General features: G+C 65.4%; 6 protein-coding genes and 1 pseudogene. All 7 read left to right on the forward strand.

Going from position 1 to position 9,483, the window contains the following annotated elements; translation table 11 throughout:
* Nucleotides 1-33: 33 nt before the first annotated feature.
* The 7 genes and pseudogenes from NKH23_RS26210 to NKH23_RS26240 all read left to right on the forward strand — a co-directional run bounded on the left by NKH23_RS26210 (nucleotide 34) and on the right by NKH23_RS26240 (nucleotide 9,392).
* Nucleotides 34-4,551, forward strand: coding sequence for a strawberry notch-like NTP hydrolase domain-containing protein (locus NKH23_RS26210; protein ID WP_353035722.1), 4,518 nt, complete (start codon nucleotides 34-36; stop codon nucleotides 4,549-4,551).
* A 12-nt stretch (nucleotides 4,552-4,563) separates the two neighbouring features.
* Nucleotides 4,564-5,607 carry a DUF7146 domain-containing protein gene (locus NKH23_RS26215; RefSeq protein ID WP_353035724.1) on the forward strand — a complete coding sequence of 348 codons (1,044 nt, stop codon included), beginning with the start codon at nucleotides 4,564-4,566 and terminating at the stop codon, nucleotides 5,605-5,607.
* 249 nt (nucleotides 5,608-5,856) lie between these two features.
* A complete protein-coding gene (locus NKH23_RS26220) occupies nucleotides 5,857-6,798 on the forward strand; it encodes a DUF2493 domain-containing protein (protein ID WP_353035726.1) in 942 nt (313 codons plus the stop codon).
* A gap of 63 nt (nucleotides 6,799-6,861) precedes the next feature.
* Nucleotides 6,862-7,122: a type II toxin-antitoxin system prevent-host-death family antitoxin gene (locus tag NKH23_RS26225; RefSeq protein WP_353035728.1), complete on the forward strand. Its 261-nt coding sequence runs from the start codon at nucleotides 6,862-6,864 to the stop codon at nucleotides 7,120-7,122.
* Nucleotides 7,112-7,530, forward strand: a pseudogene (locus NKH23_RS26230) (hypothetical protein). Before NKH23_RS26225 ends, NKH23_RS26230 begins: the two are co-directional and overlap by 11 nt.
* Nucleotides 7,531-7,822: 292 nt before the next feature.
* The gene (locus NKH23_RS26235; RefSeq protein ID WP_353035730.1) at nucleotides 7,823-8,425 is read left to right on the forward strand and encodes a hypothetical protein; all 603 of its coding nucleotides are present in this window, start codon (nucleotides 7,823-7,825) and stop codon (nucleotides 8,423-8,425) included.
* Nucleotides 8,426-9,068: 643 nt separating this feature from the next.
* Complete coding sequence (locus NKH23_RS26240; protein ID WP_023803002.1) at nucleotides 9,069-9,392, forward strand: DUF736 domain-containing protein; 324 nt, start codon at nucleotides 9,069-9,071, stop codon at nucleotides 9,390-9,392.
* The last annotated feature ends 91 nt before the right edge of the window (nucleotides 9,393-9,483 follow it).

Below are 9,483 nucleotides of genomic sequence, written 5' to 3' on the forward strand. Positions count from 1 at the left end.
GGGCGCCACTCCCCTCTCGCGAAGGACATTTCCATGAACATTGTTTCGACCACACGGGCCGTTGCCCGGACTGCAGCTCCCCTAGACGCGCCGACGCCGGCCTCCATCAACAACGCCGAGGCGATCTATCAAGCGGCAATGCTCCTTCTGCCTTTCCTCGAGCAGGGCGAGCCTGTCACCACCGCCGCACTGCGCACCGCCATGACGACCAGTTTTGGCGGCAGCGATGCTCAGGGGTTGTGGGTCTGGAAGGACGCCTATGAGGCGCTCGAAGTCGCCCAGGTGCTATTTTTGCGCCGGTTCGGCTCTGCGATCCTGTCCCGGTCCACCACGCCGCAGGCAACGCTGGCGATGATCAAGCGCATCGCCGATCTTCTTCCCACCCATACGCGACGGTCCGACGAGAGCCAGGCTATGCAGCAACTGTCGACGCCCTTGCCGCTGGCCTTCGTGACAGCGCACGCCGCGGCGATCGCGTCTTGCGACCTCGTTCTCGAACCCTCGGCCGGCACCGGTCTGCTCGCCGTCCACGCGGAGATTGCGCGCGCCTCGATCGCCCTCAATGAGCTTGCCGCGACGCGGGCCGATCTCCTCCGCCTGCTGTTTCCACGGTTTTCCGTCTCGCGGCACGACGCCGCCCATATCGACGATCATCTCGACGCGGCCATGCAGCCGTCTGTCGTGCTGATGAATCCACCCTTCAGCGTCGGCGCCTATGTCGACAGCCATGTCGCCGATGCGGCATGGCGGCACCTCTCTTCCGCATTCGCACGCCTGCGCGCTGGCGGGCGCCTGGTCGCCGTCACCGGCACCGGGCTGTCTCCGGAAAACCCCAAATGGCGGCCGGCCTTCGAACGCCTGCAGCAACAGGGCACCGTCATCTTCACCGCGGCGATCGACGGCCGTGTCTACGCCCGCCATGGCACCACCACTGAGACCCGCCTGACAATTATCGACAAGGCACCCGCCGCCGACCCGAAAAGTTTCGTCCGGTCGCCCGGCAAGGCCACGCATGTCGAAACGCTGCTCTCCTGGATCACGGCTCTGCCGCCCCGGCTACCGGGCGGCTTTCCGGATTCGATCGGTGCATTGTCCAGCGGCATCCCGCGCAATGCCGCCATGCACATGGGCGGCCGATCGGGGGCGAGAGCCGCACCCCTCGCTGTCTCAACGGCTGCTCCGAAGGCCATCCAACCGGTCCGCCCGATTGCGCGGGCGAAACCCGCCCGCCCGGTCAAGGCAAACAGCACGCCGGCGGTCCCCCTCGCCTATGAGCTACGCGACTGGATGCCGCAGCAGAGCGGCCGGCTCACCGACACGATCTACGAACCCTACGCGCTCCAGTCGATCGACATTCCCCGCGCAAAGCCGCATCCGACGCCGCTCGTGCAGTCGGCCGCAATGGCCGCCGTCGCGCCCCCAAAACCTTCCTATCGGCCGCTTCTTCCTGATGCGATCATCGACGAGGGCCTGCTGTCGGACGCCCAGCTCGAAAGCGTCATCTATGCCGGCGAAGCCCATTGCGGCCATCTCGCCGGCACCTGGACGGTTGACGAGACCTGCGATGTCGTCTCGGCCGCGCCAGAAGGGGCTGCGAACGCTGTCCGCTTCCGCCGTGGATGGTTTTTGGGTGACGGAACCGGCTGCGGCAAGGGACGGCAAGTCGCCGGCATCATCCTCGACAATTGGCTGCAGGGGCGCCGCCGCGCGGTCTGGATTTCCAAGTCGGACAAGCTGCTTGAAGATGCCCAGCGCGATTGGGCGGCGCTTGGCCAGGAAAAACTTCTCGTCCAGCCGCTGTCGCGCTATCGGCAGGGCACGCCGATCCGCCTTGCCGAGGGCATCCTGTTTACAACCTACGCGACGCTGCGCTCGCAGGAACGGGAGGGCAAGAAATCCCGGATTGCCCAGATCCTCGACTGGGTGGAACAAGAAGCTAGGAGGGACGAAGGCCCGACGAGGACAGGAGAAAACCCGTCGGGGGCGAAAAGATCTTTCGATGGCGTCATCGTCTTCGACGAGGCCCACGCCATGGCCAACGCCGCTGGCGGCAAAAGCGAGCGTGGCGACGTCGCCCCGTCGCAGCAGGGCAAGGCGGGACTGCGGCTGCAGCACGCCCTTCCCGACGCCCGCATCGTCTACGTCCCGGCAACCGGGGCCACGGCGGTCGAGAACCTCGCCTATGCGCAGCGTCTCGGCATCTGGGGCAGCGAGGATTTTCCTTTCGCCAACCGCGCCGAATTCGTCGCCGCGATCGAGGATGGCGGTGTCGCGGCGATGGAAGTGCTCGCCCGCGATCTCAAATCGCTCGGCCTCTATGCGGCGCGTTCGCTCTCCTATGACGGGGTTGAATACGACCTGCTCGAGCATGCGCTGAGCGACGAACAGATCCGCATCTACAACGCCTATGCCGATGCGTTCCAGGTCATTCACAACAACCTGACCGCCGCACTCGAGGCGACCAACATCACCAGCAAGGCCGGCACGTTGAACCCCGACTCAAAATCGGCGGCGCGTTCAGCCTTCGAGAGTACCAAGCAACGCTTCTTCAGCCATCTCATCACCTCCATGATGACGCCGACCCTGATCGGCGCGATCGAGCAGGACCTCGCCGACGGTCATTCGGCGGTCGTACAGATCGTCTCGACCGGCGAAGCGCTGATGGAACGACGGCTTGCCGAAATCCCGACCGAGGAATGGTCGGACCTGCATGTCGACGTCACACCGCGCGAGTATGTCGGTGGCTACTTGATACACTCCTTCCCCACCCAGTTGTTCGAGGAATATTCGGACGCGGAGGGGAACGTCTATTCGCGGCCTGTCCACGACGAAGATGGCAATCCGGTTCAATGCCGCGAGGCCGTCCGCCTGCGCGACGAGATGGTCGAAAAACTCGCATCGCTGCCGCCGGTCGGCAGCGCGCTCGACCAGATCATCCATCACTTTGGCACCGACATCGTTGCCGAGGTGACCGGCCGCTCGCGGCGCATCGTGAAGAAGACCGGCCGCGATGGCATCGACCGGCTGGCCGTGGAAAACCGCCCTGGCTCGGCCAATCTCGCCGAGACCCAGAGTTTCATGGATGACGACAAGAGCGTTCTGATCTTCTCCGACGCCGGCGGCACAGGCCGCTCCTACCACGCCGATCTCGGGGTCAGGAACCAGAGGCTGCGCAAGCACTATCTGCTCGAAGCCGGCTGGCGCGCCGACAACGCCATCCAGGGTTTGGGACGGACCCACCGTACAAATCAGAAGCAACCGCCGCTGTTCCGGCCCATGGCCGCCAATGTGAAGGCCGGCAAGCGCTTCCTGTCGACGATCGCCAGGCGGCTCGACACGCTGGGCGCGATCACGCGCGGCCAGCGCCAGACTGGCGGCGCAGGGCTGTTCCGTGCCGAGGACAATCTCGAAAGCCCCTACGCGCGGGCCGCACTTCGCCAATTCTACATGCTGCTGCATCAGGGCAGGATCGAAGGTTGTTCGCTCACCACCTTCGAGACCGTGACCGGGCTGTCGCTGACGACTGACGAGGGCGGGCTGCGCGACGAATTGCCGCCGATCACGACCTGGCTCAATCGCCTGCTGGCGTTGCGCATCGAAACCCAGAATCTGCTGTTCGAGGTGTTCGAGCAACTGATGGCGGCAAGAATAGAAGGCGCCATCGCTGCCGGTAACTACGACCAGGGCCTGGAGACCATCACGGCGGAAAGCATCGTCGTCACCGATCGCCGCACCGTCTACGCGCACCCGGTTTCCGGCGCGCAGTCGCATGTGCTGACCGTCGCGCGCAAGGATCGGATTCGGCCGCTCAGCCTCGTCGACGCGCTGGCCATCGTCCAGGCAGAACCCCAATCGGTTCTATTGGTGAACACGCGGTCGAACCGCACGGCGATCCGGCTGCCGACGGCGAGCCTGATGCTCGACGACGGAACCGTCGAACACCGAGTGCGCCTGCTGCGGCCGACGGACGAACTGCGCTTCGGTCTCGATGCCCTTGCCGAAACCCACTGGCAGCCCGCCGACCGAAAATTGTTCTGCGATCTCTGGCAGGCAGAAGTCGCGGCCGTCCCGGAGTTCACCACCAGCACTTTTCACATCGTGACGGGTCTGCTGTTGCCGATCTGGCGTCGGCTGCCAGACCATGATTGCCAGGTCTACCGGATCCAGACCGATGCCGGCGAACGCATCATCGGGCGTCACATCGCGCCGACCCTTGTCGCGACCATGTTCCGCAATCTGGGGCTCGACGATGTACCCAAGCTCGCGCCGGAAGATGCCTGGACCGGGCTCTTGGAAGGCAGCGTCGGACTGCAACTCGCCGATGGACTGATCCTGCGCCGCAGCCGGGTCATGAACGACCACCGTATCGAATTGATCGGCTTCACCGACGCTTTTGTTCCCCGGCTGAAGGCGCTAGGCCTGATCTCCGAGATCATCTCCTGGAAGCTCCGGCTGTTCATCCCGACGAGCGAGAAAGGGCCGTCCATCCTCGCCGAGCTCCTCGACCGCCACACACTGGTCGGCGTCACCGACCGCGCGGCAGCGGCGTGAGGGGAGACGATCATGACCGTCTCGGCCTCCGAGCTGGCACGCCGCCTTGGCGAACATGCCGAGGCGGTGTGCCGCGAATATCTCTCCAACGGCCATCGCTCCGGCAACTACTGGATGGTCGGCGATGTCCGCAATACGCGCGGCCGCTCCATGCATGTGCGGCTCAAGGCGGTCGGCGGCAAGGCAGCCGGAAAGTGGGTCGACGAGTCGTCGGGGGAATATGGTGACCTGCTCGACGTCATCGAGCAGAGCTGTGGTCTGGTCGACTTCCGGGAGGTCGCGGATGAAGCACGTCGCTTCCTCTCCATGCCGCTGCCACCGCCCCAGCCCCTTGGCGCTCAGTACCAGTCCGCCGCGACACGCGGCTCTCCCGACGCTGCGCGTCGCCTGTTCGCCATGTCGCAGCCGATCGCCGGCACGCTGGCCGAACGATACCTCGCCGGCCGCGGCATTCTGCTCTCCCCGCGTGAGCGCGCCCTGCGCTTCCATCCCGGCTGCTACTACCGGGATTTCATGACGGGCGAGACGCGGACGCTTCCTGCGCTGATTGCCGCTGTCACCAGCTTCGACGGGCAGATCACCGGCCTGCAACGCACCTGGCTTGATCCCTCGGGTCAGGGCAAGGCGCAACTCGCCGATCCACGCCGCTCACTGGGTCATCTCTTGGGCAACGCCATCTGGCTTGGCCTTGAGCCCGGTGCGCCAGCCCCGGTCGTGGCCGCCGGCGAGGGGTTCGAGACAATGGCTTCGCTCCGGGCATTGATGCCGGCGCTGCCGGTGGCTGCCGCCACCTCGGCCAATCACCTCGCCGGCCTGACCTTCCCGCCTGGCTGCCGTCGCCTCTACATCGCGGCCGATGCCGACGCTGCCGGCCGACACGGCATCGAGCGTCTCAGCCAACGTGCCGGCGAGGCGGGGATCCTCGCCCTGGTGTTGCGGCCGCAGCTCGGCGACTTCAACGACGATCTGCGTCATCTCGGCCAGGCCCATCTCGCGGCATCGCTCAGCGGTCAGCTCGTCCCGGAGGATGCCCGTCGCTTCCTGCCGCCCGGATGAACGGGTCGGGCCGGCACACGGGCCCGGCGCGACGTCGCCGGATAGCCTGCAGACATGGCGGCGGTCCACCGGAGAGGCCGCGCCCGCGGCCTGCCTGAGAGGCGACCCCTGCCACCCCCCGGTCACGGCCGCAACGGCTTCGCCGTCCTCCGCTCGCGCTCCGGCCTTCGGTGCGGCCGCTCCCGGCGCGCGGCCGGGGAGCGCTGTCAGGCCGCGATAGGCGCGGCCACAACCGACGGAGACACCGCCATGGCCTACGACCTTCCTCTCGACGACGCTTACGAACCCTACCACGCCTCCTCGCCGACCGACCGCGTCATCCTCGAACTGCAGATGTACGGCCATCGCCCGCATCAGGACGAACCTGATCCTCGGCCACTTCCCGACGACGAGGTAATCCGGTCCGGCCTCGCCGGGATCGTCGAAACCTTCGCCGGCATGCTCGGCGACACCAGGCTCGAACCCGATCTCGACGACCTGCTCTGGTCCTTCGCAAACGTCTTCCACCGCGCCGCCGAGCGCGTCGCCCGCAGCCTCGACCGCAACGAGGAGGCGCAGCGCTCGAGCCAGCAGGAGCAGGACGGCTCGGAGGTGAAGTCGGTGGAGCTGGAACGGCTCACGGCCGAAGGCATCAGCTATATCGAGCGCCGCAACGTGCTCGAAATCATGCGCGATGAGGCCGCCGACCTCTACGAGGCCCAGACCGGATCGGCATGGCGGCCGCGCACCGGCTCCAAGGTCTCCCATCAGGCGATGACCGCGGCGGTAATCGACTCCAGAGACTTCCTCGCCGCCCGTCGCCACGCCGAAACCGAGGTGCTCGTTCCAGCCGGGACCAAGATCGCCTTCGCCGGCGGCCTCGACTGCAACGATCACGACCGGATCTGGGACGCGCTCGACAAGGCCCGCGAAAAGCATCCCGACATGGTCCTGCTCCACGGCGGCAGCCCGCGCGGCGCCGAGCGCATCGCAGCCTGCTGGGCCGAGAACCGGAAGGTCACCCAGATCGCCTTCAAGCCTGACTGGACCCGGTACGCCAAGGCGGCTCCGTTCCGCCGCAACGACCAGCTTCTCTCGGTGGTGCCTTACGGCCTGATCGTCTTTCCCGGCTCCGGCATCACCGACAACCTTGCCGACAAGGCGCGTCGGCTGGGCATTCCCGTCTGGCGGTTCGCGGAGGGCGGCGCGTGAGCGCCGTTTTCTTGCAAATCAAGAAAATCCAGATAATATGGAGACTGATCAAGGAGTTCAGCCATGCGCCAGTTCACAACGGGGGATCTCAACAAGCAGGTTGGCGACGTCACCGACGTTGCCAGCCGCGAACCCGTTATTCTAACCAAGCACCGGAAACCCCGATTCGTGCTGATGAGTTACGAGCACTACGAACGGATGCGCATCGGCGGCGATCCCCGCCGTGCATACCATGTCTCCGAGATGCCGAAGGAACACACGGAACTCTTCGCGGCCGAGATCGACCGATTGGCGCGCGGGGAAGGATACGATGATGAGCGGTAGATTTCTGCCTGGTCAGGTGATCTCCTACCCGTATCTTTGGGCATGGCAACACGAGCGCGGCGAAACGGAAGGCCGCAAGAGCCGGCCGACCTGCGTGGTCATCGCTGTCCGCGGCGCAAGAGATGGCCTGACCCATCTCGCGCTCCTGGCGATAACCACCCAGCCACCGACCAGCGATCGGGTCGGTTTGGAAGTCTCCGCTATCGAGTGCCGCCGCGCCGGTCTGACCGATGTCAAACGCTGCTGGATCGTGGTTGACGAGTACAACTACGATATTGCCGAACGCTCCTGGTACATCGAATCCGACGCAAGCCCCTCGGTCGTTTCAGCAAGGCATTCATGATGAAGATCGCAGGCGCCTTTATCGAAGCGCGCAGCGAGGGCCGCCGCGTCAGCCGTCTGGATTGACGTTCTCTTTTGGCGGCCATGCGCTCGATCCAGGACGTGAGCCTCTGGCTGGCCGACAAAGGCCCGTAGCTCCAAGCGCGTAGTGCCACTAGCCCGATGCGCAAAGCGCCTCCGGCAGCTGCAGGATCCGGGCGCGCCGGCCTGCGGCCGGCCGGGCTCTCGTCGCGGCGTCCCGCCGCTTCCCGAGCCGGCTTTGCCGTCTCGGCCTTCGGATGACGATCCCTCGCGCAGGGCCAGAGGGAGAGGGTGGCCGGCGCGGGGCGGGGGACGCGGGAGAGAAGGGAAAGTCACCATGTCGATGATATTCATAGGTGGATCACGCGAGATATTCGAGCTGCCGGAACCTGCCATCGCTCGCATCGGCGCAATCGTCGCTGCCGAGCACGGCGTGCTGGTTGGCGACGCGTCGGGAGCCGATGCCGAGGCGCAGGGCCTGCTCGCGGGCTACAAGTACGAGCATGTCGGGGTCTTCCATGCCGGCAAGGAGCCCCACAACAATCTGGGCGACTGGGCCGCCTACCATGTCCCGTCACCTGGAGGCACTCATGGATCTTGGTACGACGCCGCCAAGGACCGGGAGATGGCGCGGCGCGCCGACTTTGGCATGATGGTCTGGGACGGCGGCATCACCCGGTACGGCCGTCAACGTGCTTCGGCTCGCCATGGCGAACAAGCCGTGCGTCATTTACGATCTGGCCAGGGGCCGGATGGCGACGACGTACAATGTGGAGGACTGGTGCGCCATGCTCCGCCATGCCGGTTCGGATATTCGCCGCCAAGCCGAAGCCCGCATGATGGCGGAGGAGCGTCTAACGTTGCCAGGATGATGGATGCGGTCCCACCGACAGCCCGGCGGGTTCAATCCGATATGTTGGTCCGGCTTCTCGTCGCCTAATCCACTTGTGTGAGCGGACGGAGCCGGCCCCTTTCGAAACCGGTCCACGCGCAGAGCCGCGGGGCGTTGTGCGGATGATCATGTTGACGCTTCTCGCCTCTGAAACGGGTGCAAGCGTGCCAAACAACATCCTGGCTTGCCGGGCCATCCAACCTGACTGCGCGGTATCGTCCCCGAGGGGCGTGAAGGCCGCTGCCAGCCGGCTCCGATCTCGAAACCGCTATGCCGCCATACCGAGCATGCAGGGCGGTCACGCGCCGGGCTGCTGTTCGATGTGTTGGCGATGCGACGATATGACCCGAGAGGCTGCAGCATATTCCTGCGTTACGGCAGCGTTGTGTCGGCGGTCTAGCGATGGCGACCTGAGTTCTTTTCCTTCGGTCGCATCCGGGGCCATTCCCGTTTCATGTCGCCTTTGTAGACGACCGCCTGCTTTGTGCGGTCAACCCCCGTTGGGGGTACACTCGGCGAAAATTCTGGAAAATTCGATTTCTGTTTTTTGTTTGCGGACAGGCGAAGGGCCTGCCCGCTGTTTTTCGGCAAATAGAATTTTCCAGAATTTTCGCCGAGATGACCGCAGCAGGACGGTCCTCTCCTTTGGCGCCATCGGGAATGGCCCCGATGCAACCGAAGGAGAACTACCATGGCCACCACGATCGCAAACCTCACCACCAAGGCCGACGGCTCGATGGAAGGCGTCTTTGCCACGCTCCGGGTCAACGCCCCGATCACGCTGATCCCGAACACCAACAAGTCGCGCGAGGACGCGCCCGACTACCGGATCGTCAACAAGCGCACGGGCTTCGAGATCGGAGCCGGCTGGCACCGCACCTCCCAGCGTTCCGGCGAAGAGTACCTCTCGGTCAAGCTGGAAGCCCCCGAGATCGGCGTCATCTTCGGCAATCTCGCTCCCGCCCCGGGCGGCGAGGAAAACAAGAAGGTCATCCTCTGGAACAACCCCCAGTGAGGCATCGGCGGGGGGGGCCCCCCCGGGGGGGGGGGCCCCCCCCCCCACGAGGGGTGGAATGTGCGCGTAACCAACAAAAACAAAGGCGACC

This window comes from Mesorhizobium sp. M1328, from assembly GCF_040318075.1.
In the GTDB taxonomy this organism is placed as follows: Bacteria; Pseudomonadota; Alphaproteobacteria; order Rhizobiales; family Rhizobiaceae; genus Mesorhizobium.